1 protein-coding gene is annotated in these 1,204 nt (G+C 64.4%); it reads right to left on the bottom strand.

The genetic code is table 11. From position 1 onward, the window contains the following. Positions 1 to 1,204 (bottom strand): putative bifunctional diguanylate cyclase/phosphodiesterase (locus OIN59_RS25255; RefSeq protein WP_274114962.1); only part of this gene is annotated, 1,204 nt, incomplete at both ends.

The following is a 1,204-nucleotide window of genomic DNA, read 5'->3' on the forward strand; positions in this document are numbered from 1 at the left end:
AACCCCTCGCACCCATGCAGCCTCAGGAACGATAACTGCCCCGTCGTCTCCACCCCCTCCGCCACCACCTCCAGGTCCAGGCTCTTGGCCAGTGCCAGGATCGTCCGCACGATCGCCGCGTCGTTCGGGTCCGTCAGCACGTCCCGCACAAAGCTTTGGTCGATCTTCACCTGGTCCAGCGGCAGCCGCTTGAGGTAGCTTAGGGATGAGTAGCCGGTGCCGAAGTCGTCGAGCGCAAAGCCCACGCCTTCGCTTTTGAGCTGCACCATGCGGGCGATGGTGTCTTCGATGTCTCCCAGCAGCAGACTTTCGGTGAGTTCGAGCTTGAGTTGCCGGGGGGCTGCGTTGTGATTCTTCAGGGTTTGCAGCACTTCGGCCACGAAGCCGGGTTGCCGGAATTGGCGGGCGCTGACGTTCACGGAGATGGACAGGTGGGCGGTGTCTTTGTGTTGGCCCCAGCGCTGCAGTTGTTCGCAGGCGGTTTTGAGTACGTATTGGCCCAGCGGGAGGATGAGGCCGGTCTGTTCTGCCAGGGGGATGAAGTCGCCGGGGCTGATCATGCCGCGCTGGGGGTGGCGCCAGCGCACGAGGGCTTCTGCGCCCAGCAGGCGGGCGTGGTGGTCCACCACGGGTTGGTAGTGCACGAGCAACTCGCCCCGGGCCAGGCCTTGGCGCAGGTCGGCTTCGAGGTTGGAGCGGGCGTTGACGGCCGCTTGCATGTCGGGGTCGAAGAAGCGTTGGGTGTTGCGTCCTGCAGCTTTGGCCTGGTACATGGCCAGGTCTGCGCGTTTGAGCAGTTCGTCCACCGTGAGGCGTTCGTCGCCAAAGAGGGTGATGCCGATGCTGGGGGTGCTGTAGTGCTGGGCGCCGTCCAGGTCAAAGGGTTGGTTCAGGTTGGCCAGGAGTTTTTCTGCGACGGTTTCTGCCTGGGTGGCGGCGTTTTGCAGGTCGGGGGCCAGGGTTTCGAGCATGACGACGAATTCGTCGCCGCCAAAGCGGGCGACGGTGTCGGCTTCGCGCACGCTGCCCACCAGGCGGGTGGCGACCTGGGACAAAAGCTGGTCGCCCATGTCGTGGCCCAGGGTGTCGTTCAAGTCTTTGAAGTTATCCAGGTCGATGAACAGCAGGGCGCCGAGGTTCTTGCTGCGCTGGCAGGCGGCGATGGAGCGTTGCAGGCGATCGAGCAGCAGGCGCCGGTTGGGCA

The organism is Acidovorax benzenivorans (assembly GCF_028680575.1).
GTDB lineage: Bacteria > Pseudomonadota > Gammaproteobacteria > Burkholderiales > Burkholderiaceae_C > Acidovorax > Acidovorax benzenivorans.